This window comes from Denitrificimonas halotolerans, from assembly GCF_034259425.1.
GTDB lineage: Bacteria > Pseudomonadota > Gammaproteobacteria > Pseudomonadales > Pseudomonadaceae > Denitrificimonas > Denitrificimonas halotolerans.
Genome location: NZ_JAXIVU010000002.1, coordinates 250,370 through 272,230, shown reverse-complemented (window position 1 = coordinate 272,230; position 21,861 = coordinate 250,370). Strand labels below are relative to the sequence as shown.

Annotated in this window: 23 protein-coding genes; 20 read left to right on the top strand and 3 right to left on the bottom strand. The window is 46.1% G+C overall.

Translation table 11 applies throughout. The annotated features are described in order from the left end of the window. Window positions 1-29: 29 nt before the first annotated feature. The 3 genes from TOI97_RS03125 to TOI97_RS03115 form a co-directional block, all read right to left on the bottom strand. A complete protein-coding gene (locus TOI97_RS03125) occupies window positions 30-2,243 on the bottom strand; it encodes a patatin-like phospholipase family protein (RefSeq protein ID WP_407651301.1) in 2,214 nt (737 codons plus the stop codon). 75 nt (window positions 2,244-2,318) lie between these two features. Next, window positions 2,319-2,777, bottom strand: coding sequence for a DUF302 domain-containing protein (locus TOI97_RS03120; RefSeq protein WP_321552663.1), 459 nt, complete (start codon window positions 2,775-2,777; stop codon window positions 2,319-2,321). A 170-nt stretch (window positions 2,778-2,947) separates the two neighbouring features. Then, window positions 2,948-4,252: a GntP family permease gene (locus tag TOI97_RS03115; protein WP_321552662.1), complete on the bottom strand. Its 1,305-nt coding sequence runs from the start codon at window positions 4,250-4,252 to the stop codon at window positions 2,948-2,950. A gap of 465 nt (window positions 4,253-4,717) precedes the next feature. On the opposite strand from TOI97_RS03115, the gene TOI97_RS03110 reads away from it, so the two are divergent. From TOI97_RS03110 to TOI97_RS03015, 20 genes are all read left to right on the top strand, one after another. Further along, on the top strand, window positions 4,718-5,614 hold the full coding sequence (locus TOI97_RS03110) for a ParA family protein (protein ID WP_321552661.1): 897 nt from the start codon (window positions 4,718-4,720) through the stop codon (window positions 5,612-5,614). After that, entirely contained in the window at window positions 5,607-5,939 is a 333-nt protein-coding gene (locus TOI97_RS03105) for a hypothetical protein (RefSeq protein WP_321552660.1), read from the top strand. The genes TOI97_RS03110 and TOI97_RS03105 overlap by 8 nt, the downstream gene beginning before the upstream one ends. Beyond that, window positions 5,936-7,288: a replicative DNA helicase gene (dnaB, locus tag TOI97_RS03100; protein ID WP_321552659.1), complete on the top strand. Its 1,353-nt coding sequence runs from the start codon at window positions 5,936-5,938 to the stop codon at window positions 7,286-7,288. The genes TOI97_RS03105 and dnaB overlap by 4 nt, the downstream gene beginning before the upstream one ends. Further along, entirely contained in the window at window positions 7,285-7,587 is a 303-nt protein-coding gene (locus tag TOI97_RS03095; protein ID WP_321552658.1) for a hypothetical protein, read from the top strand. The genes dnaB and TOI97_RS03095 overlap by 4 nt, the downstream gene beginning before the upstream one ends. Beyond that, window positions 7,584-9,326 carry a ParB family protein gene (locus TOI97_RS03090; protein WP_321552657.1) on the top strand — a complete coding sequence of 581 codons (1,743 nt, stop codon included), beginning with the start codon at window positions 7,584-7,586 and terminating at the stop codon, window positions 9,324-9,326. The genes TOI97_RS03095 and TOI97_RS03090 overlap by 4 nt, the downstream gene beginning before the upstream one ends. Further along, complete coding sequence (locus TOI97_RS03085; protein ID WP_321552656.1) at window positions 9,319-10,044, top strand: DUF2857 domain-containing protein; 726 nt, start codon at window positions 9,319-9,321, stop codon at window positions 10,042-10,044. Before TOI97_RS03090 ends, TOI97_RS03085 begins: the two co-directional genes overlap by 8 nt. A 1-nt stretch (window position 10,045) precedes the next feature. Further along, window positions 10,046-11,392: an STY4528 family pathogenicity island replication protein gene (locus TOI97_RS03080; RefSeq protein WP_321552655.1), complete on the top strand. Its 1,347-nt coding sequence runs from the start codon at window positions 10,046-10,048 to the stop codon at window positions 11,390-11,392. A gap of 10 nt (window positions 11,393-11,402) precedes the next feature. Then, a complete protein-coding gene (locus TOI97_RS03075; RefSeq protein WP_321552654.1) occupies window positions 11,403-11,690 on the top strand; it encodes a hypothetical protein in 288 nt (95 codons plus the stop codon). 483 nt (window positions 11,691-12,173) lie between these two features. Next, window positions 12,174-12,977 carry a PFL_4669 family integrating conjugative element protein gene (locus TOI97_RS03070; protein ID WP_321552653.1) on the top strand — a complete coding sequence of 268 codons (804 nt, stop codon included), beginning with the start codon at window positions 12,174-12,176 and terminating at the stop codon, window positions 12,975-12,977. 14 nt (window positions 12,978-12,991) lie between these two features. Beyond that, window positions 12,992-13,501, top strand: a complete 510-nt coding sequence (locus TOI97_RS03065; protein WP_321552652.1) for a DUF3158 family protein — start codon at window positions 12,992-12,994, stop codon at window positions 13,499-13,501. Window positions 13,502-13,615: 114 nt separating this feature from the next. Next, the gene (locus tag TOI97_RS03060) at window positions 13,616-13,756 is read left to right on the top strand and encodes a hypothetical protein (RefSeq protein WP_321552651.1); all 141 of its coding nucleotides are present in this window, start codon (window positions 13,616-13,618) and stop codon (window positions 13,754-13,756) included. A 382-nt stretch (window positions 13,757-14,138) separates the two neighbouring features. Next, on the top strand, window positions 14,139-14,420 hold the full coding sequence (locus tag TOI97_RS03055) for a type II toxin-antitoxin system RelB/DinJ family antitoxin (protein ID WP_321552650.1): 282 nt from the start codon (window positions 14,139-14,141) through the stop codon (window positions 14,418-14,420). After that, window positions 14,398-14,715, top strand: coding sequence for a type II toxin-antitoxin system YafQ family toxin (locus tag TOI97_RS03050; RefSeq protein WP_321552649.1), 318 nt, complete (start codon window positions 14,398-14,400; stop codon window positions 14,713-14,715). The genes TOI97_RS03055 and TOI97_RS03050 overlap by 23 nt, the downstream gene beginning before the upstream one ends. A 53-nt stretch (window positions 14,716-14,768) precedes the next feature. Then, complete coding sequence (locus TOI97_RS03045) at window positions 14,769-14,906, top strand: type II toxin-antitoxin system RelE/ParE family toxin (protein WP_407651308.1); 138 nt, start codon at window positions 14,769-14,771, stop codon at window positions 14,904-14,906. Window positions 14,907-14,920: 14 nt separating this feature from the next. Then, window positions 14,921-15,232, top strand: coding sequence for an addiction module antidote protein (locus tag TOI97_RS03040; RefSeq protein WP_321552648.1), 312 nt, complete (start codon window positions 14,921-14,923; stop codon window positions 15,230-15,232). Window positions 15,233-15,731: 499 nt separating this feature from the next. Continuing rightward, complete coding sequence (ssb, locus tag TOI97_RS03035; protein WP_321552647.1) at window positions 15,732-16,223, top strand: single-stranded DNA-binding protein; 492 nt, start codon at window positions 15,732-15,734, stop codon at window positions 16,221-16,223. Between the two features lie 254 nt (window positions 16,224-16,477). Further along, complete coding sequence (locus tag TOI97_RS03030) at window positions 16,478-18,490, top strand: DNA topoisomerase III (protein ID WP_321552646.1); 2,013 nt, start codon at window positions 16,478-16,480, stop codon at window positions 18,488-18,490. A 955-nt stretch (window positions 18,491-19,445) separates the two neighbouring features. Beyond that, window positions 19,446-20,639, top strand: coding sequence for a hypothetical protein (locus tag TOI97_RS03025; protein WP_321552645.1), 1,194 nt, complete (start codon window positions 19,446-19,448; stop codon window positions 20,637-20,639). Window positions 20,640-20,672: 33 nt separating this feature from the next. Then, window positions 20,673-20,885 (top strand): hypothetical protein, encoded by a 213-nt coding sequence (locus TOI97_RS03020; protein ID WP_321552644.1) that lies wholly within the window; start codon window positions 20,673-20,675, stop codon window positions 20,883-20,885. Between the two features lie 445 nt (window positions 20,886-21,330). Then, window positions 21,331-21,774 (top strand): STY4534 family ICE replication protein, encoded by a 444-nt coding sequence (locus TOI97_RS03015; RefSeq protein WP_321552643.1) that lies wholly within the window; start codon window positions 21,331-21,333, stop codon window positions 21,772-21,774. Window positions 21,775-21,861 lie beyond the last annotated feature (87 nt).

The window sequence follows — 21,861 nt, the reverse complement described above, 5'->3', positions numbered from 1 at the left end:
GCCTAGAGTACGTTCCCTAATGACTCCAATTAAAAACTACGCCCCAAATTTAAGTAAAATGCACTTTTAGAGTCGTCATTAATGCCATAACTGAAATTGAGCGGACCGATAGGAGTATCAACGGCCATAAATACACTCATCGCATTAATATAACCGCTGTCTAAATGATCACTATGGTTCCATACCCTGCCACGTTCTAATGACATTCCAGCATAAACGGGCAAACCTAAAGAAAAGTCTCGCAACGGTGTCACCCGCCGATAATAAATCACGCGTCCTACACTGATATTTTGTCCAGATAGCGCATTTTCACGATAACCCGAGAGCTGTTGCGCACCTCCAATTTGATAACTGGAAGTCACTACTTCTTTAGCATCTAAAGTCCTTGCATAACGCCCACCTAAAATAAATGTATTAGCCCCCCAGCTCAACGGTTTGCTTAACTCTAGCAACCACTGTTGGTAGCGCTCATCAGAACCCAGTTCAGTTGCATGTTGCCATGCAGAAATGCGTAACTCTTCACCGCGAGTGGGAAAATGCACATTATCTAAGCTATCAAACGCATACTGTAATTGGTAATAACCCTCTTTAAAGCTAAAGTCTGGCAAGCGTGGATCACCGATACGCACATCAGCATCTCCCCAGCCAGAACCTACACCAAAACGTATTTCTCCATTATTACTGATCTGCCGCCCTACATTAAAACCATAACGAAAACGTTGTAAACGATATTCTGCAATGGGGTCACTGTTTTTATTAAACTTAATATTACGCACCTCACCATGCAGCCAAGGTGAGACAAAATAACGCGAACCAATATCCAACGGCTGATAAAACTCAGAATACAATTCCTGATGCTCGCCTAACTGAATACGACTCAACCATTCACCACCTAAACGATTCAAGCCGTTCATACGAAAACTAGCGCCAATATTAAAAACGCTGTCACCCCGTAAATCATCTGATAAATTCAATCCTAGCCGCAAATAGTCTGTGCCGGAACTCTTATCCGTGGCCATCACGATCAATGCTGCCCCGTCTGCCTCTGGCTGCAAACGGTATTCAACACGGTCAAAATACTCGAGCCCATACAATGTTCCCATGTCTTTTTGCAGCTTCTCAACGTCCAGAGGCTCACCGACAGATTGACGAATGTAATAACGCACTACCTCATCACCCACTTTAGAAGTGTTTTCAACTCTAACTTCTGTGATGGTTGGAGGCTTTTTACGCTGCTTCCGATTACTTGCTAAACGACTCTGCGACGGCAACGATTGCGCTATTTCAATCAAGCGAGGCTGCAAAGCATAGGCAGCTCGATAACCGGCGTCCATCATATCCTGAGCATGAGAAAAATCCGTCACACCAAATCCAGTCAACTCTGGCTGCACTAAAATATCCTGCAGGTGCAAAGTAGCTAGTTGTGCATCTGAATTGCGCCTTGTGAGTAACGCAACAGACTGATTTAAAATATTAAATACAGTCTGTAACGACTCTGTTGCGGCTAACGGCGAACCAATATCTACCACCACCACTCGATCAACTCCCATCTGCCGAGCGATGTCTACAGGGATATTATTCGAGATACCACCGTCTACTAATAATCGACCATCCAATTCAACGGGTGTTAACAAAGCAGGAATCGACATACTAGCTCGCACTGCTAAGGCCAAATGCCCCCGTGAAAATACAACCGTTTCACCGGTGGCAATATCTGCCGCCACCGCTCGAAATGGAATAGGGAGCTGATCAAAATCTTCTACCGCACCGGCTCGAGCAAAGAGCTTTTCCAGTAACAGTGCCAAGTTCTGTCCTTGCAGCACACCTAACGGCAAACCTAAACTACCATCATCACGAAAACTTAACTGCTGCTTAACCAGAAAATCCCGGTCATCTTGCTTTCGGCGAAACGGAATATCTTGGCGTGAGGGTGCATCTGATAAAGCCTGCTGCCAATCCAGTTCTGTCGCCAGTTGCACTAACTCTGCCGTGCTATAACCTGCCGCATACAACCCTCCCACCACTGCTCCCATACTGGTACCAGCAATAGCATCAATTACTACACCCTGCTCTTCTAAGGCTTTCAACACACCAATGTGAGCCAAACCTCGGGCAGCACCACCTGATAAAACCAACCCGACTCGCTCACGCTCAGTTTCAACCACGGCCGCAGATTGCGCCCAACTCATAACATTGGGCATCAGCATAAAAATACTGATACACCAAAATAATATTCGTCGCATATATCACTTCTCAGTCAAGCATCCAAAGCACGCAGCAAGCCCCACTCTACAGTCAGTCTGCTTTACAAAGGCAATCTAAAAATCAAAACCTACAGTAGCAGCCACAAACTCAGTCAATGCTTTCTGAATATTCCGAGCTGCTGAGCAATCTCCCACTTGATGACGATTGGCTAAGTACACTGGATCGTTATATGCCAACCACACTTGCCCAGTAGCATCTTCCCAAACCAAGGCCTTTAATGGTAAATCAATGCCCATGGTCTGAGCGCACTCCATCAGCGGTGTGCCACCCTGCGGGTTACCAAAAATCAGCACTTCAGTAGGCCGCAGCTGTTTCCCAACCTGAGCAGCACCTGCTGCATGGTCGATACGTGAAAAGACCTCTAACCCCTTGTCCTGCACAATCGCTTCAAACTTATCCAGTGTTGTTTGCGCAGAATAAGGACTTTTTATACTGATCAAGCCATCAGCTGCTTGAGCGCAAGAAAGCATTGTAAACAGCGTCAAAACCGCAAAGTATTGAAAGTTTTTCATCGATTCCCCCTCAACCCACCATAAAGAAATTATGGAGTAGTCTACGGGGGGTATGCTTTAAAACAAAACGCTGCCGCGCATTCAAAACAGCTAATGCGCGTCTATCTATACGGTTCTATATCCTAGAATTGTTTAAACCTAAATTTAATGTCGCGCTCCCAACTATTGGCTCAAGAAAAGTAACTATATAACAATACTGCAAGAGCCAGGACAGGCAGAGGGATTAAAACACTTACCAAAAAGACAGCAGGATAAGCTCGCTGATGCGTTTCCTTACAAATCGCACGAATTGTCGTAACCACATAGCCGTTATGCGGCAACGAATCTAACCCCCCCGAAGCAATTGAAGAAATACGATGCATAGCACCATTATCTAACCCCATCCCTTGGTAAATAGGAGCAAGAATCGGCAATGCAATACCTAAACCACCTGAAGCTGATCCGGTAATACCAGCAATAACAGTAACTGCCACAGCCAAACCTGCATACTCAAGGCCCGGCATATCTGTTAAAAATGCTACTACATCAGAGAACGCTGGCGACTGCGCAGCGACCGCACCAAAGCCAACCACCGCACAGGTGTTAGAAATAGCAATGAGCGCATTTTCACTGCCTACACTGATCATTTTTCCAGGCGCATCAATTGTTTTATGAAACAATGCATAACCCAGTAGTAGACTGGCTACCATAGCGACTAATAGCGCTTCAATCACACTAATGTAATGACTCAACACATTAAAACCACCGACCAAAATAATCAGCGGCAAAATAGCACTGTAAAATTTCACTTGTGATATTTTACTTACAGCTTGCTGACCATAATCAGCTGGCAAATCAAATTGTTCACCATTAATAGCAGCGCGATGAGCCATATATTTGAGCGCATAACCACCTGACACCATAATCAACAAACTCATTAAGACGCCAATCATGCCGCCGGCAGTCGCGGTTGTACCAAAGTAAGTGGTAGGTATAAGATTTTGAATTTCTGGAGAGCCAGGAGAAACCATGGTAAAAGAAATAGATCCAAAAATAATCGCCGCGGGAATAAAGCGATGCGCAATGTTGGCGCTACGAAACAACTCAAAAGCAATAGGATAGAGGGTAAAACCAACAACAAATACACTCACACCACCATAGGTCAAAATTGCACCAGCACCTACCACAGCCATAATCGCTCGCTTAGCACCAAGTACTTCTTTAGACTTGTTTGCAATAGATAAGGCAGCACCACTATCATCCATTAAACGACCAAAAATCGCACCCAATAAAATGGCTGGAAACCATGTGGTAAAAAAACCAGTAAAACCGTTCATATAGTGCATGAGCATGGCATCACCTAGATGCATCCCACTACTAAGTGCAACAATAATTGCACACACAATAGCCGATACAATAATGCCAATACCGCGCATGGTCATCATCACCAATAAAACCAAACCGATCAGTAGACCGATATAACTTAAAGCAAGCATAATGAGTTCCTATTATTAAATTTATTTTTGGAATAGGCCCTTATCCTTTACGCAAGGGTTAACTCGAGTCTAAAAATCGAACAGCCCACTTACAACCGCTCGAACCCGCACACAATGCGTGCAAATTTGCACACAGAGTCAACAGTCTCAAATTTTTGATGAGGTTTTAGACAGGTCAATCAGACTTAATGCTTGAAAAGTACTGGGAGGGCTAGGCTGTCTAGCAAAAGGGCGCCCCATTTAGATTGAGGGGCATGTCAATGTAATGCTTACACTTTCAAAATTTAGATACAAAAAAGCCCCGCATTTCTGCGAGGCTTTATTTGTATGGTGCCGGCACCAAGAGTCGAACTCGGGACCTACTGATTACAAGTCAAAATGCCAAGCACCCCTTTTTAAGGGTTGAAAACTCCTCACATACTCAGGTTTAAAAGCACCTCTCAGATTTCTTTCTGTGAGGTAGTCATGAAAAAAGTAGCTGTTATTTCCACTAAAGGTGGCGTAGGTAAAACCACAACAGCAGTCAACTTAGCGGGTATTGCTGCCGATGCAGGAAAGCGTGTCCTGCTCCTTGATCTTGATATTCAACCAACTCTGTCCAGTTATTTCCACCTAGAAGCCGAAGCTGATGGTGGCATATTTCAGCTCGTTGGCTTCAACGAGACTCGCCACAGCGAAATCATCTCCGGCACCTCCATACCGAATCTTCATGTCATCAAGTCAAATGATGATCAGGGCCAGCTGAACAGTCTGCTACTTAACGCTGCTGACGGTCGCCTACGACTTCTCCGTTTACTGGAAGCATTTAAAGACGATTACGACTTGGTTGTCATGGATACCCAAGGCGCACGCTCCGTCACGCTCGAAATGGCACTGCTGGCAGCTGACACCGCAATTTCTCCAATTATCCCTGAACTACTCGCTGCCCGTGAATTTCGTCGTGGAACCATTGCTCTATTTGATGAACTGAGCAGCTACCAGTACATGGGGATTCAGCTCCCAGAACTGCAGGTTTTTATCAACCGAGCTGATGCAGTCACAACCGATGCACGATTGATTACTGAAAACCTTCACAGCACATTTGATGGTGATTCAGGCATTCGCGTACTCGACACATCTGTTCCCAACCTAGCCTCGTACCGACGCGCAGCAAGTCTTTCAATGCCCGCCCACCGTATTGAAACTCGCAAACCCTCTGGCAGAAAAGCTCCGTCAGCATTGGAAACAATGACCGCGCTTGCAATTGAAGTTTTTCCCGAATGGGCAGACGACTTTCAACAGCTAACACCCGAAAAAGTAAGCAGCATATTCGATACCTCTACGTTTACTCAGTTTGAAACTGAGGAAGGTAGCAATGATTAATCAACGTCTATCAACACTAGAAACCTCACTCAACAAGCTCGACGGCTGGTTGGGTTTATTTATAGCCATCGGCCTCTCCTTCGGTTTTGCCTACTTGTTGTTGGTCACCGTTAGCAAAAATGAGCTGAGCGATGCTGAGCTACTTGAACTTGTGAAACATACTAGCCAGCCCGAGTGTGTTACTGAGCGCTTATTAAGCCATAAACATGGGGCTGTCGCCCTAGGCCGTCATATCATCACTCGTAATGATGTTAGAGACGCAGATGCAACATGCAAACACCTATCATCGCTACAAAATAACGGGGTTGCTGGAGGTAGCAAATGACTACCTTATCGACATCTACGCCCTACTCAATCGAAGCTGAGCACGCCGTACTAGGCGGCCTGATTCTTGACAACCAGACCTGGGACCTTATTTCCGGTGTGCTTACCGAGTCGGATTTCTTTCAGTTTAACAATAGGCAGCTATTCAAACTGATTCGCGAACTTTCTGAGCGCAGTGAGCCTTTTGATATTATTACCATTTCTGAGCTTGCTATGCAGCGTGAGATGGGCAGTCAAGAATTTCTGGCTTATGTCGGTGAAATCTGTCTCAACACTCCTTCTACTGCAAACATTGAAGCCTACCGCGATATTGTCCGAGAGCGCTCACAACTGCGTCAACTGATTAAAATTGGCCATGATTGCACCCGCCTGGCCAGCTCTAAAGAGGCTGTCAGTGAAGATGTACGTGAGGAAATTGAGCGGGAACTCTTCACTCTTTCGTCCGAATCAGCCAGCAATTTTACCGACCTCCGGGCGGTCATGCTGGAGGTGATTGATGAAGTGGATTTCGCCGTTCAAAACAACATCAGCTTACTAGGTCTAGACACTGGACTGATCGACCTAAACAACCTTACTGGCGGTTGGTTTACAGGTCTCAACATACTTGCAGCACGGCCTTCAATGGGAAAAACAGGTCTGTGTCTCAGGTTCATCCAAGCAGCTTTAGACACATTACCTAAAGAACAAACCGTCCAATTCTACAGTTTGGAAATGCCCTCAAAACAAATTGCATACAGGCTTGCAGCCTTAATCGGCAAGCTCAACATGCAGAAGCTTCGGAGCGGGAAACTTGACGATGAAGGTTGGGCAAAATTAGCCGCCGCCGTTGCTAAAATTAACGAATTGCGCGATCGCCTAGTCATCGACGATGACAGCCACATGAACCCATCAAAACTTCGCTCAAAAGCACGCCGAGCAGCAAGGCAGTTTGGGAAGCCGGGGCTCATTGTGGTTGATTATCTTCAGCTCATGCACTCATCCCAGAAACGTGAAAATCGTAATCTTGAAGTTGCTGAGATTTCAGGCGGTCTCAAAGCCTTATCCAAAGAAATGGACTGCCCCGTGATCGCTTTGTCACAGCTTAACCGCAGCGTTGAAAACCGGCCCAACAAGCGGCCAAACAACAGCGATCTCCGGGACTCTGGCTCCCTTGAGCAAGATGCCGACCTCATCATGTTCATTTATCGAGATGAGTACTACAACGAGGACTCGGACGAGAAAGGCATTGCAGAAATAATTTTAGGTAAAAATCGGAACGGCCCAACAGGCGTTGTCAGAACGGCATTCATTCCAGATCAGATCCGGTTTGACGACCTTAATTACGCCAACATGGAGGGTGTTCGGATATGAACAGCAAAGACATCATTACATTCACAGTCGAGTGTAGTTTAAGCAGTTTCTCAAGCTTTATTGACATGCTGGAAAGCCAGCAAAACAAAAGCAATCTGTACGATCGAAAAATTATTCGCGCAACCAAACATCAAGGCAATCTGGTGCGTAGTCGCTGTGTTGTCTGTCTTTTCGGAGTAACGGATAGCTTTACTGTGATGGACTGTATCGCAAGACAGCTCAAAGCAGTTAACACAATCCACAGCTCACCTGTTTTTTTAAAAGCATTCTCAGTTATTAACCAGGAGCAGCACTCATGAATACCAAGGTCACTAGGGAGTTGATTGAAAGGCAGATGGGAGCCAAAGGTTTTTCATCGAATGCAGCTCCGCTCAAACGCCTCACTGATCCTCTACAAGACACACCCATGGTGGTCACCCTAGATCAGCTAAGCTCGTATGAACATAACCCGCGTAAAACACGCAACCCTCTATATGACGAGATCAAGGCATCAATTAAAGCCCGTGGACTAGATCAGCCACCGCTCATTACACGTCGCCCTGGTGAAGATCATTACATCATAAGAAACGGTGGTAACACCCGACTGGAGATCTTAAACGAACTGTGGCGTGAAACTAAAGATGAGCAGTTCTTCCGTATCCACTGCTTGTTTAAGCCTTGGCAGTCAGAGATTAACGCACTGGCCGGACACCTCGCTGAAAATGAGTTGCATGGACAGCTAAGCTTTATCGACAAAGCTCAGGGTATCGCTCAAATCAAAACCATGTACGAAGAGCATGGTAGTGAGCAGCTTTCCCTGCGCAAACTGTCTGATCGGCTGAGGCAAGACGGGTACCCTGTTGCTATCAGCTTGCTTAGCAATATGCTTGAGTGCGTCAATAGCATTTTACCTGCACTGCCCAATACATTGATGCAGGGGCTTGGTAGAGCTCAAGTAGCCAAGCTAATTGTGCTTAAAAACAACCTTACTAAAGTCTGGGACAAATACGACGACAGTGGCAGTGATTTCTTTGAGTTCTGGCTGATGGTCTTAGCAGCGCACGACACTGGCGTAGACTCCTATAACTATGAGGTGATTCAAGATGAGCTTATTGGGCAAATGTCCGCAATGCTGGGACAAAGCTACAATATCTTAGAGCTAGATTTGGCGGTGGCATCAGAAGGCATTGTTAACAAAAACCCGCTCTCAGTTGAGCAACTGGCCAGCATAGCTCAAAACCCACCCCGCCCTGTTGAATCAGATACCGAACATCATGACGTAGAAGACACAGCAACCCAAGTAGTCAGTCCGACTCAAGAGGAAACCCCTGTGGCAAGCAGTGCAACGCACACACGGGAGCCAGCTACTCAAGCTGCAAGATCTTCACAGTCTATTCCTGAAGCTGAGCCAAAGTCTCAATCCGACAAAGACATAGACCCTGAAGCATTTATTGACGGACACATTGTCACCCCTTCTCAAGAAAGCGATACGATTTTGAGAACAAGACAGCAGGTAGCAATACACAACGGTGATCAATTGCCTGATTTTAAAGAATCGGTTTTGAACTCCATTCCTGTTACCGCAGGCGGTCCCTCCTCAAGCGTTTCAGATGTCTGGTACATCGAGACACGCATAAAAGACCCACTGAGCCTGCGACACAATATCTGGCTTTTAGTTAAAGATATCTGCTCGACAACTGGCGTTACAGGATTTGGAGCAACAAAAGAAGGTTTAGGGTTTGGCATTTTTGGCAAACTAGGTACTGATGGCACGCCTATATCACAAGGCGTACAGCTGATGCTGCTATCAATTCTACGCACAACTGACAGCTTTTCTGAGAAAGCACCTATACCGCTTTCATCCGCTCTATTCTCACAAATCCTGATCGGCAGCTATGACATTACAGTCGGTTTGAACGGCCCTGCAGATGTTGGGTTGTCTCGCTTGGAAGATGCTGAGCTAGTGAAGCTTTTCCGCATCATACGCTTGGCAAGAGTACTGGTTGACTTGGAAAAAGAGTTGGTAGAGCAATTTGATGAGGAGCAGAACCATGAATAGGGACTGTAAGTTTACTCCATTATCAAAGGTCACTCCTGTGCCCTCTTCCAACCGAGCACCGGTTGGGATGGCAAATAACAACGACAAAATAACACCAGTGGCTCCGGTCCCAAGCTACATTTTTAATCAAGCCCTCGTCACGCTGGTCTTACAAGAAGCCAGTGAAGGGAAAATGCAGCGTTGCAAATCATTAGGATTTACGCCTGATCTTGTTTTAAGACTGCAAAGCCTTGCGCCGACCAAGTTACATAAAGTGGTCAGCTCTCCGTATATGTGGATTAAACCGTCGGTAGACACCAGAGCTCTTGAATTAGTATTGGATAAAATTGATCGTGACGAAGAGCTGGAGCGATTAATCAATCGCGCAATCAAGCTTGGGGCTACGACACCAATGCTGAACATTTTTTTCGGCCTGTCTCATACAGAAGTTGCTGAGCGACGGCGTACCTTGCAAGTTCAGTCCAGAACGGGACGCCTGCCTGCTCTTAGCAATGAACAGAGACACGCTGTCTGGGAGCGCTGGGTGACGTTAGTACAGCAGCTTGAAAAAAGCCATGGATGTGAACCTGCAGCTTCAATCCAAAACATCATGAGTGGTGCTGAACTGGACGAAATGAATCAGCTGGACCTCATGTTAGTCATTGCAGAAGAGCAAAACATTTTGGTGGGACAAATCTGGCTGGAAATAGCCGAATGCCAGTCAGGAGGGGATGCTTAGCATGAGCAAAGATAACTGGTTAACACTCTCACAGACTATTGACGGGACGGTTTCCGAAAAATGGCCTGAGATTCCTCAGCTCAATCAACCTACTCCCGGAGGGCAAGCATCCTCCTCTGGAGCTGCAGGTTTTGTTTATAGCGGACTGAAACAAGAAATCGTACCTCAGCGCCTGCTACTTGATAGCCGGCTCACACCTTTGGAAAGAAATGGCTGGCTCGTTTTCAAAATGTTGCTTGATAAGCAAGGGTATTCAGTACCCAGGTACCAGGACTTACAACCATACTTGGCTCAAACTCCCTACGGAGAACAAGCATCACGGGAAACGATTTCAAGAGTCATTGCAATTCTACGCATGACACGCTGGATCAGCTTATTAGCACAGGGACGTGATAGCGGTACGGGTCGGATAGTCGGCAATATGTACATACTACACGAAGACCCAGTGACAGTGCAGGAAGCAGAAATGATTGATACTGGCTACGCTGAGCTTGTGACTAAAAACCTACATCACAACATTAAGTCAGTGCGAATCGTCGCTGAGAACGTAGCAGAAGAACTTGCAGAAGCTGCAGGCACTGTTATCCCCACACGACTTGATGTTCTGCAACAAAGAATTGAGAACACAAGCTCAATCCAACAAAAAGTGCCTCGCAGTTCGGATTCCGAACGCGGAAAAATCACCCTAGTTCGGAATCCGAACTCAGCAAAAAAACCTAGTTCGGAGCCTATTTCGGAATCCGAACTCAGTAAAAACAGCCTAGTTCGGAATAATGCCACCCTCAGTTCGGAATCCGAACTAGGTCGCAAAGCCACTAGAATCAACGCAGTTCGGAATCCGAACTACAGTACTAGTACTGTACTTAGTACATATACTAGTACTGTACTGTACAGAGACTCAGAAGGTAAAAATCACAACTCAAGCATCCAGTGGCCAGAACACCTTGATGACCACATTCCTGATGACGAGCGAAGGCAAGCTTTGGCTATGCTGGAGTATCAGGAGCCAGATCTGCAACAAGAACTGATCAACGAACTGGCTGCACGCTGTCAGCAAGGCGGTATTAAAAAACCACTTGGTTACCTACGCGGTCTTGTTCGCAAAGCCGAACGAGGTGAGTTCAAGCTGTGGTCTGGTCAAAACCAAGCAGCTTCTGAACCCTCAGAAACCAGTCATATCACTACCAACCTCCAGACAACACACTCTACTTCGACAGGCATCGCGGATCTTAAGCGCGTCCCCATTGATGAACTTTCACCAGAAGGCAAAGCCGGCTATTTGGCTGTGCGCGCTCTGCTGGACAGTACAAAATCCACTCGCGCACTAGACACTGCAAGCAATTCTTAGGAGAGCAAAAATGAGCAAATTAACACGTGAAAACATGAGTTTCAGCGATCAGGACTTTGATGAAATGTGGAGCTTATGGCGATATAAAGGTCATAATCCAGCGGAAAAACTCAGCGTTTTTGAAACGAAAGACGGCGGCGAGACTTATTATTCCGTAGGAATATTGGATTATATAAGCTTGGAGAATCGCATTTTCCCCAGTAAGAAAGTTTATAGAAGCTACACGCAAGCATTTGCGGCAGTAGGCCGTGCCCTCGATAAGTTTAGTGTTTGTAAAGACAATCCAAGCGATTCTTGAAATTTGGATGATAACCCTTGTCACTGAGCTGGAGAGTTTGGGCGACTCTGAGCTCAAGCTGAATAAAGAATATGATGCAGAAAACATCATATTCATAGGCCATAAAAAGTACGACTTATAGCTTACCCGTGAACACCTAAATAGCAGTAAACCACTGTTCACCCCGTGAACACCTAAACAGCAGTAAACCACTGTTCACCCCATGAACACCTAAATAGCAGTAACCACTGTTCACCCCATGAACACCTAAACAGCAGTAAACCACTGTTCACCCCATGAACACCTAAACAGCAGTAAACCACTGTTCACCCCCAAAACACCTAGAACACTAACAAAGCACTGTTTACTCCCAATGTTAATGGCCATTAATTTTGACCCACTTAATCCGTTTGGGCCGGTTTCGGGTTACTCCCTAAAAATACAAAACAGCTCCGTATCATCAGTCACTGCTGATGCAAAACACACTACATATAGGAGCTATATATGAGCCAGCAGCAAGCAATCGTTGAGCGCTACAAAGTGAACCTTGGTTCACTACGAAGCCAAATAGAACTCAAACTACACACGTATCATGCTCTTCGGGTCTGGCAAGGTGGTCAACCCACCGGTAAACCCGGCTACACAGTTCCAAGCATGCAGCAGTATTTCGCTATCACAAACATGATCAGGTTAACCTCTGCGCGAGATAATCCATATGCGGACTGGTGGATGATCAAGATCGAAGAAAAGCTAGATCAAGCACAGCAAGAAATGAATGAGCTCTCTGCCATGCTGGAAAAACTTATCACAGCCGTGCCGGAACAAATCAGTATCACAGAAAACCTGAACCAAGAGCCATTCATAACACCTGTATTCTGCAACAGTCACATGGGCTTTCGCGCTGTGTTCCTGCTTGAGGCATACGACAGCTTGGCTCGTAAGATCCTATTAGCAAATCATGTTGGCCTAATGTCACGTCGAGATATGGAAGGCTTTTTGGACCAAGGTGCTCACCAATTACGTAGCCTCTTCGGGCTCGCATTAACCTACAAAAATACGGGTGTAAGTCGAGACGACATGGCGGCCAACAATGCAAGAGCACGAGAAGCTATTGAGCGACTGGGTACGCCGCCAAGCGATATCCTTCAAGGAACCCGACGCAGTGAGTTTGCTCCAAACATTCAGCGCGACAATGCTGCAGCATACGATGACGAAGCTGAAAAACCTGAGGAACAGCCCAAAGAGCAAGTTGCTAGCAGCGACACAGCACTGCAGCAGGCCAAAAGCGAAGAACAACAAGCAACGTAACGCGAGGAAAAAGCATGACAGTCAAACAATCCCCCTACGACTATGTCGAACAAGCCCCCTACTACAAGGTCAAACATGCACCCTCCCTAAAAGGCCTTTTAAAGCCTTTTAAGGGTAAAGGGGACTATGTGGTTTTGGAGCAGCAAATGATCGAGGCACGTGAGGGGATTGCCGCAATGATTGATGAGATTGTCGAGATGTGGGCCAAACCACCTTTCTCTCTTCTCGCAATACAAGCCGGTACCCAAGCATCACCTTCTGGAGCACATCACTTGCGATGGCGTAGCCGTGGCCGGGCTCAACGCATGGGGTTCGGGGTCTGGGCCAAAGCAATGCAAGATAAACAAACTCCAGAAGATTTATTGGAGGAACTCTATTGGTTTGAAGCACTACGGTTACAAACCAATATGCAAATCAGCTGCTTAACATTTATTGCGAAGCAGGCGCGAGAGTGCCAGGAAAAAATGGACGAAGCCTTGGAAGTGTTAGCTCAGGCAAAACATGACAAAACTGAAAAACTATAACTGCGGCAAAGTTTCCGGGCGGAAAAAATTCCGTCGGGTCGAAAATATACTCCGTTCCGCCCAATAAATTAGAACCGGGTGAAGAACACCAATACACCTAATTGGAAATGCACAATGGATGATAATCAAAACGAGTTTGATAACGAGTATCTAGGTGAGCATGTAGGAAACTGTCAGCGCTGTGGTGAGGATGTCGATCTAGGCCAAGCCCTATGCGCCACTTGCGAACGTGATCAGCACTACGACACGTTTTAAAATAAGACGCTTGGATGGTAACTGTTCACACTGTAAACACTCAGGACAACTGCTACCCGGTTTAGAAGTTGTTACAGCACTTTTAAACCTAGAAGAAACCCGCTTAACAGCGGGTTTCTTAGTTTCTGAAAGACACGCATTACTCACTTGCCCTAGATTCGTCTTTGAAGAATTACATTATAATCAGCATGATCACCCTATTTAGGGTTATTTAACGAACACACCACCGTTCGGCGGTCGCTCTTAGGTGTTCAAGTGCGCAGTGAAAGCACCACTTCTAAATGTAATAAGAAAATACCAAGCGATAACAATTGCCTGTACAAATATTGACTGTAGCTACGATGTAGCTACAATGCGGGTACAGATAAGAGGAGGTATTATTATGTTAACCACTATGAATGCCGATGTGCGTAGTCGTGTGAGTGCTGATCTCAAGCAGGAAGCCGCAGAAGTCTTGCAGGGTTGCGGTTTGAATGTCAGCAGTGCAATCCGCTTGTTCTTGGAGCAAGTCGTTCAAGAGCAGAAGCTGCCTTTTGAGGTCAAACGTCATCCATCCGCAAAAATGAAAATAGCGCTTCAAGAAGCAAAGGCAATAGAGGGCATGTTTAGCAACATGGACGACATGATGTCGGAGCTGGATAGTGACCAAAAAACCAAGCAGTAAGCGAGCCAGTTTGCCTCGACAAGTGGGCTACACTCGCGAATTTAAAAAGTCTTGGGAGCGTTACAAGCGGGCTGGACAGCGAGATATGAACCTTGCCGTCACTGTAATGCAGATCATTTATGCTGGACAACCAATTCCGCCAGAGTACCTCGACCATAGCCTTTTAGGGGCCGAATGGGCGGGAACTAGAGAACTACATATTGGCGGTGATTTTTTATTGGTGTACCGATTATCTGATAAAGGCGACAGCGTGATATTTGTAGATATTGGCACTCACAGCGAACTATTTGGATAACGACACAATGAAGTAGAAATGAAGGTGCGCACTTATTACATTAAAAATGAAAGCTGAGGATCGACTACGGTTCCGGCTATCGTGTCTATTTTATGCGGCGCGGCCCTTCAGTGGTGCTGTTTCTTTGTGGAGGCGACAAGAGCATCCAGAAACGGGATATTGCCCTAGCCAAGACCATTGCAGCGCAGTAGAAGGAGTGACCACGATGGAAGTCAAATTCAGCCGCTACGACACAACGGACTATTTCAAGACCGAGGACGACATTACGGCCTACCTCGATGCGGTGATGGAGGACGGCGACTCCGCACTGATCGCGGCGGCGCTCGGAGACATAGCCCGCGCCCGTAACCTTAGCCAGCTTGCCCGCGACGTTGGGATGAGTCGCCAAGGGCTGGACAAGGCCCTTTCAGGCGATGGCAATCCGAGCCTTACAACCAGGGTGAAAGTCGCCCAAGCGCTTGGCCTTCGGCTCGCTTTCAAACCGACCCACGGCGACCCCGAACCTACTGTCCTTTGATAGCCTACTAGCTATCAAGACTGACATTAGTGAGGCAGAAACTGCAAGACTTATGCTCACTTCCTGAACCATCCACAAAGTCCGCTTTACAGCGGGCTTTGTCTTTTAAAACTGTTAAGGCCCTTAACACCTAAACACCAGCAAGCACTGTCTACCCCCGAGACACCCTGGAAACCAAAAAATACTGTTATGTGGGGGAGTAACACCCCACACACTATAAAAAACGGTTTACACCCGTCTTATTCATGAGAGCTCTCAAAGTGACTCATTTTCGGCAGCTTGTTTAGGTCAAGGCTCGTGAATAAGACGGGTTACAGTTCGCGGCGGAATAATTTCTGTTTTGTATAAAATATATTCCGTTCCGCCGCAGTAACTCAACATTGACTAAAGCCAACCTATCAATAATTAATCCGGTTAATTCAGTATCGGGTTAACACTCACAGTGCATCTCTACTTGCTGCAAGCTCTTGTGCTCATACATTGCAAAGAGGATTTTCAGATGGCTCTTAGTCTTAATAAAGTTCAACTCATAGGCTATGTGGGCGGTGATCCAACCACCCATGTGGCGACAAGTGGCACAGCAATTACAAACTTCTCACTAGCAACGGGTGAGTCATGGACAGATAAAAACACAGGTAAAAGACAAGAACGGACCGAGTGGCATCGGGTCACATGCTTTGGAAAAATCGCTGAAATCATAGCGCAGTATGCAAAAAAAGGGAGTCGCATATATGTCGAGGGCAAGAACCGCACTCGGGAGTGGACTGACGATCAAGGTATTAAACGCTATACAACTGAAGTCGTCGTTGATTTGAGCGGTCAGGCAATTGTGCTGGATCCTCGTGGTGAAGGCAGTGATGGTGTTGATGCTCGCGCACAAAGTCAATACGAATCCTACATGCAAAACACCTCGCAGGATAAAGCCACTTCTTCTGATGGCACTCACGCTACGGAAACCGAACCAAGTTTTGACGATGACATGCCGTTCTGAATGATATCAAGTCCACAGCCGCTTCTATTGCCGCTCTTAAATTAGCCGGCAATAGAGTCGCTGCATTTGACTGCAGCTATAGAATCCAGAACAAGGGTATCAGCATGCGTTTAAACCGCAGAGTCCGGCATGTCTATGATCAGCAGGCTTCCTACGAGCCGTAGAGCTTAATCGTTTTGCTAAAAATGAAGACGATGCAAAAACTATGTCAATGGACCAGTCTTCGCTTAAAGTGTTTTTCCAGTGAGTCATTCATGAGATTATTTTTATGTGAAAAGCCCAGCCAGGGCCGCGATATTGCCAAAAGTCTTGGAGCAACAAAGCGTGGTAACGGCTATTACGAAGGAGCAGGCTCCGTCGTTACTTGGTGTATTGGCCACTTAGTTGAGACGGCACCACCCGAAACCTACGATGAGGCATTGAAAAAATGGTCTCTACAAGCGCTGCCTATCGTGCCACAAGAATGGAAAATGATTGTAAAAAAATCCACTGCTAGTCAGTTCAAAGTGGTTAAAAGTCTTTTATCAAAAGCCACAGAACTGATCATAGCCACCGACGCTGATCGCGAAGGTGAAATGATCGCACGGGAGCTGGTGGACCTATGCAATTACCGAGGTCCAATTAAACGTCTATGGTTATCTGCTCTCAACGATGCATCTATTCAAAAAGCACTGAGCCAGCTCAAGCCAGGCCACGAAACTGAATCCTTATATTATTCAGCGCTGGGCCGGTCACGGGCGGACTGGCTGATTGGAATGAATCTGTCACGACTGTTTACATTGCTGGGTCAGCGTGCAGGCTACCAAGGCGTGCTATCAGTCGGCAGAGTACAAACGCCAACGCTTAAACTGGTTGCAGACAGGGAGAACCAGGTCAAGAATTTTGTACCTGTTCCATTCTGGGACCTAGACGTAATCCTGCAATCTGAGTCTGGTGGTGTTGTTTTTGCAGCGCGCTGGCAATGCCCAGAAGACCTGGCTGATGAGGCTGGCCGATGCATCAATCAAGCTGATGCAATAACGGCTGAGCAACAGATCAGAAATGCCGCGCAGGCGACCGTGCAGCAGTTGAAAACAGAGCGCAAGAAGGAGCAACCACCATTACCTTACGAACTGGGCGAACTGCAGAAGATATGCTCCAGCAAATTTGGTTTGGGCGCACAAGCTACACTAGACACGGTTCAATCACTGTACGAAACACACAAAATCGTCACTTACCCTCGGGTTGATACCGGATATCTGCCAGAAAATATGCACAGTGAAGCGCCTGCAATTCTTCGGGCAATGCTCCAATCAGACTCTCAGCTTGGCCAGCTCATGACCCAGTGTAATTCGGAGCTGAAATCGCCCGCTTGGAATGATGCTAAAGTCACAGCGCACCACGGCATTATCCCTACTACTGAAGTCGCTGAATTGAGTAAATTATCTCAAGCTGAGCGCGGTGTGTATGACCTTATTAAAATGCGCTACCTAGCCCAATTTTTCCCACCTCATGAGTTCGATAAAACCGAGGCCATATTTACTGCTGCTCGATATACATTGAAAGCTGTGGGTAAAAAAATCGTGGTTCCAGGCTGGCGGATCACCTTACTCAAGAATAACGAAAATAAAGATCAAGATGGCGATTCGGCCAGCAAAGACGATGATGCTGGGCAAGAATTACCGCAACTTACTGAAGGCCATGCCTGTCCAGTGATTGATTGTAGAATTGACGCAAAAAAAACGAAGGCTCCCGCGCTGTTTACTGAAGGCACACTTATTGAAGCAATGAAACAGGTCAGTCGCTATGTTACAGACCCAAGACTGAAAGCAAAGCTAAGGGAAACCACCGGTATCGGAACAAATGCCACCCGAGCGGGAATTATCAAAAGCCTGCTGGATCGAAAACTCATTGCACAAAAAGGTAAACGACACCTCATTGCAGCCAGTGAGGCCCACGACCTACTCGCTGCAGTCCCTGCAGCGATTTCAAACCCAGGAACAACAGCCATTTGGGAGCAGGCCTTAGATATGGTTGAGTCAGGCGAGCTCACCCTAGATGACTTTGTCAGCAAGCAATCAACATGGATTGGCAATATCGTTGAGAAATACCAAAACCAACCGTTCAACATCAAAATAACTACTGAAAAAACACCGGCTTGTACTCTATGTAGTAGCCCAACACGGCGTAGAAAGGGAAAGAACGGCGACTTTTATGGTTGCAGCAAATACCCTGATTGCAAAGGCATTGTGAATATTGAGCCAAAGAAAAAAACAACACGCAAATAACGCCTATTTTTAAGCAGAAAATGCCTACAGTGTGGAAACCTTCAGCCTTGCCAATGCGCAACACGATCCAGCATAATGGCCTGAGTAAACTGTTTGGCCGCATTGTCAGCTACAACGCGGTAACACTTGTTAGCTAATAGCTTGAGTGTTTCTCCAAAAAAGCTGAGTACCTGGGAAGATCAGCGCGTCACTAGGGGTAGTGATGCCGGGTTTCTCTAACCACGTTAACGCCGTTAATTTTTTACTTTTTAGTATGACTCCAGCAAATGTTCAGACTGTTTTGCCAAACAGAACAGTGCGAACATTTGCTTGATCATCACAGTCATTGCCTCGCCCAGGTGAAAGGGCAACCGTTTGTGCAGGGATCTGCGCCGACTTGCTGGAAACAGTCAAGATTTTGAGACAGGTCGCTATAAGTCTCATACTGGAAAAAAAGCTTTTGAAGGGGAGCCTAAATCCAACACGCGACCAAGTAAAAATACACTATGATCTGAATCAAGCCAGACCATACACCAGTCAATAAAATAAAAATCCCGCTGAATGAACAGGTCTTAATGCCTAGTCATTCAGCGGGATTTTTTGTCTCATAAACAGATCAATATCGTTTGACTTTATAATTCAGTTATCATGCTGATTTATTCATTAAATCAAGAAATACGCACTATTTAAGTATTTCATAATGATAATCACTAAAAATTCGCTTCGACGTATTTTTAGTGGCTAAAATCAATAATCTTAAACTTTTAGAACCCCTAATAACTGGACAATCATTACTAGCTGACCTATCATTTTTGTGTATTTTGCGATCGTTGATCAGCAATACGCCACAAGCCGTGTACATGATGTAAATCGGCGCTCACGTTGTGAGTTCATGTCTAACCTACCTACCCTTGGCGGAGAATTCACTCTCCGTCAGGAGCTGTGTTTCTCCGTTTTTTGTTTTTGGAGAAACACTATGCAAAATCAATCTTTTGATTTCAAAGAAATCTGCTCGTCCGAGCCTCTAGGTTTCATAAAGCCAAGTAGCATCATGGATTTTAAAGATCCGCTTGTTAAATGGATTGATGAAAACACAACTGTTGTTGGCTACCTGTCAGATGACCATAACTCCTCCAACCCTCTTGAGGATATGGACGGCTATGGTTTCATCTATACCGCTCGTGACCAAACCCAAGAATTCAACTCGGTGCTTGGGTTGGATCAATACGGTTCTGCTGATACGGATCTTGTTAGCGACCACCCATTGCTTAGGCGTAGGTGGGTAGCAGCTGCAATAGAAGCTGAAGAGTTTCAAGTATATTGCCAGGCTACAGCTGGCTGTAAAGAGTTCAGCGATGATTACTATCGTGGCCGAGCTCAACGCTATTGGCGCGAAAACCACGACAAGTACACCTACTACTCTCAATCAGCTATTTATGATTTTGAGTTCTCAGGACGCGTGTTACGCGAACTATGGAGCGAGCTGAGAGCTGACCGTGACAAGTCAATTGGCGATCCTGATTCAGTTGTACTCGATTGCTATGAGCACGGTGGTTGCTCTTGGTCTTTGGCCGGTAGTGGTAACCAATGTCGCTGGGATACGTCTTCAGGTGCTGGAGTATGGATTCCAGACTCTGAGGCGCGACTAGAAATTGACCGGCGTGCAAAGGTATACACCTTTGGGTTTGTTGATTTCACAATCAATGAAGTGGGGGAAAAGATTTGGTTCGCTCTGATTGAGGGTCAGTATCAAAAAGGGCTCAAATCGAAGTCACCCTATTTCAAACAATGGAGCGAGGCTTTTGCTTGGCTAGAGCAGCAGGGTCAAACGCTAAAACTCAGTGCTTTAGGTACTAAGTCTGAACAACAGCGTTATGTCCGTGTTGTTGCACGGCGCAGAGCAGCTATGGAATTGGCTGAATCAGCGCTCACTCTTTACAACGCCTGGGTCAATGGCGATGTGTACGGCACCGTTGTAGCAACGCTTAACCGTTGCAATCATGGCAGCTGGCATGTAGTCGATTCAGAGTCATGCTGGGGATATTACGGAAGTGAAGATTCGTACTCAGCCTTGAGATCTGACTTTGATGATGTGCTTGCGGATTACCGCCAACGATTTGCACCAGAACACTGTTCTCATTGGACGGAACCAAATGCCGCGCAGGGCTAAAATTAAATCACTCTATCCTATGCGGAGAACATTATGACTCAATATGTCGCAATTTATTCTGGAGAATGTCAGAAATATTGGAGACAAGACCAAATGGGCTACACCGACCACCCAAAAGACTTTGGATGGTGGCCTTTTGAAGAAGCAAAAAAACTGATTGCTGGTATAGGTCAGGACAAAAAGTTAGAACTTGTTCCATATCAACCAACTCGGCTGCAGATCGTTTTACGTCAAAGCCGTAACTAACCCCCCCTCCCGAGCGGATAAACAGCATCCGCTCGGATGCTGTTTCTCTGTCAAACTTGGAGAAACACTATGAAAATCCTGAGAAAACTACTATCGTATTTCTCTCATGCTGCCTTAGACCAACCGCAAGAGCAAGAGCAGTGGCTTACCCCTGAGGATATCCACCGAATGTTCTGCAGACGTGAGCAGCAGTAAAATCCTTTATTTACACATCCATCATAGCCTGCAAAACGCAGGTTATGATGCGTTGCAAGCACTTAAAGCACATGATAAATTGCTGACCATGTTTAGCTAATCGTTGATTAGCCACATGCCAAAAGCCGTGTACATGATGCAAAGCGGCGCTCACGATGTGAGTTCATGTCTAACCTACCTACCCTTGGCGGAGAAACACTTTCCGTCAGGATAAGTGTTTCTCCGCCTTTTGCTTTTTTGGAGAAACACTATGAGTACTAACACTCAAGAAACAAAATACTTTGATCTTCACACTCGCGGAATTGGTTACCTCAACCGTATTCGTGAAGTTACTATTCGCAAAGGCCAGCCATTCATGGCTGTAACCGTTGCAGCTTTACGTGGAGCTTCCGATGATGTTGAATACACCTATATTGACTGCGTTGTGCGCGGCTCTGAAGCTGAAAAGCTGATTCGTCGTTGCCAAGCTGCAAATGAAGCAGAGAAAAAAATCTTCGTCAGCTTCACCATCGGGGATATTTACCCCGAAACCTTTATGTATCAATCAGGTGCAAAAAAGGGTGAAACTGGAGTCAGTTTAAAGGGTCGTTTATTACGACTTGGCTTCATTAAAATTGACGGTGAGACTGTATATCAAGCTCAAGCTGATGAAACCGAGACTTCTTCCGAAGCAATCGAAGAATCAGTTGCCTAACCAAAATAAACGAACCCGCTATGACATTTGTCAGGCGGGTTTTTTATTTACAAATAGGGCTATAAACCACTGGAGCGACCCGTTCGT

Bases quoted from the DNA above. Each gene is read 5' to 3' on its own strand.
- TOI97_RS03090 (WP_321552657.1), top strand. From the start codon at position 7,584: ATGAATACCAAGGTCACTAGGGAGTTGATTGAAAGGCAGATGGGAGCC.
- TOI97_RS03065 (WP_321552652.1), top strand. From the start codon at position 12,992: ATGACAGTCAAACAATCCCCCTACGACTATGTCGAACAAGCCCCCTAC.
- TOI97_RS03030 (WP_321552646.1), top strand. From the start codon at position 16,478: ATGAGATTATTTTTATGTGAAAAGCCCAGCCAGGGCCGCGATATTGCC.
- TOI97_RS03060 (WP_321552651.1), top strand. From the start codon at position 13,616: ATGGATGATAATCAAAACGAGTTTGATAACGAGTATCTAGGTGAGCAT.
- TOI97_RS03095 (WP_321552658.1), top strand. From the start codon at position 7,285: ATGAACAGCAAAGACATCATTACATTCACAGTCGAGTGTAGTTTAAGC.
- TOI97_RS03115 (WP_321552662.1), bottom strand. From the start codon at position 4,252: ATGCTTGCTTTAAGTTATATCGGTCTACTGATCGGTTTGGTTTTATTG.
- TOI97_RS03125 (WP_407651301.1), bottom strand. From the start codon at position 2,243: ATGCGACGAATATTATTTTGGTGTATCAGTATTTTTATGCTGATGCCC.
- TOI97_RS03105 (WP_321552660.1), top strand. From the start codon at position 5,607: ATGATTAATCAACGTCTATCAACACTAGAAACCTCACTCAACAAGCTC.
- TOI97_RS03015 (WP_321552643.1), top strand. From the start codon at position 21,331: ATGAGTACTAACACTCAAGAAACAAAATACTTTGATCTTCACACTCGC.
- TOI97_RS03110 (WP_321552661.1), top strand. From the start codon at position 4,718: ATGAAAAAAGTAGCTGTTATTTCCACTAAAGGTGGCGTAGGTAAAACC.
- TOI97_RS03085 (WP_321552656.1), top strand. From the start codon at position 9,319: ATGAATAGGGACTGTAAGTTTACTCCATTATCAAAGGTCACTCCTGTG.
- ssb (WP_321552647.1), top strand. From the start codon at position 15,732: ATGGCTCTTAGTCTTAATAAAGTTCAACTCATAGGCTATGTGGGCGGT.
- dnaB (WP_321552659.1), top strand. From the start codon at position 5,936: ATGACTACCTTATCGACATCTACGCCCTACTCAATCGAAGCTGAGCAC.
- TOI97_RS03120 (WP_321552663.1), bottom strand. From the start codon at position 2,777: ATGAAAAACTTTCAATACTTTGCGGTTTTGACGCTGTTTACAATGCTT.
- TOI97_RS03055 (WP_321552650.1), top strand. From the start codon at position 14,139: ATGTTAACCACTATGAATGCCGATGTGCGTAGTCGTGTGAGTGCTGAT.
- TOI97_RS03070 (WP_321552653.1), top strand. From the start codon at position 12,174: ATGAGCCAGCAGCAAGCAATCGTTGAGCGCTACAAAGTGAACCTTGGT.
- TOI97_RS03040 (WP_321552648.1), top strand. From the start codon at position 14,921: ATGGAAGTCAAATTCAGCCGCTACGACACAACGGACTATTTCAAGACC.
- TOI97_RS03025 (WP_321552645.1), top strand. From the start codon at position 19,446: ATGCAAAATCAATCTTTTGATTTCAAAGAAATCTGCTCGTCCGAGCCT.
- TOI97_RS03080 (WP_321552655.1), top strand. From the start codon at position 10,046: ATGAGCAAAGATAACTGGTTAACACTCTCACAGACTATTGACGGGACG.
- TOI97_RS03075 (WP_321552654.1), top strand. From the start codon at position 11,403: ATGAGCAAATTAACACGTGAAAACATGAGTTTCAGCGATCAGGACTTT.
- TOI97_RS03020 (WP_321552644.1), top strand. From the start codon at position 20,673: ATGACTCAATATGTCGCAATTTATTCTGGAGAATGTCAGAAATATTGG.